We start from the raw sequence: 245 nt of genomic DNA on the forward strand, positions 1-245 counted from the left end.
CGGCGACATCAGATGCGGCCAGTGCTCGCCGTGAAATGCCGAGCGACGGCCCATATGCGTGGCCTGGATCATGATCTTCGCGCCGTGCGCATGCATGGCTTCGGCGAGGCGCGACAACGGATCGATGATCTTGTCGGTCGACAGATTCACCGACTTCCACCAGCCTTGAGGACTGTCGATCGACACCGGGCTCGAACCGCCGCACACGGCGAGGCCGACACCACCCTTGGCCTTTTCTTCGTAGT

1 pseudogene is annotated in these 245 nt (G+C 62.4%); it reads right to left on the reverse strand.

The features are described from left to right. Nucleotides 1-245: pseudogene (locus tag SB822_RS59805) on the reverse strand (N-methylproline demethylase); the annotation flags it as partial.

Source organism: Paraburkholderia sp. SIMBA_054, from assembly GCF_046534875.1.
GTDB lineage: Bacteria > Pseudomonadota > Gammaproteobacteria > Burkholderiales > Burkholderiaceae > Paraburkholderia > Paraburkholderia hospita.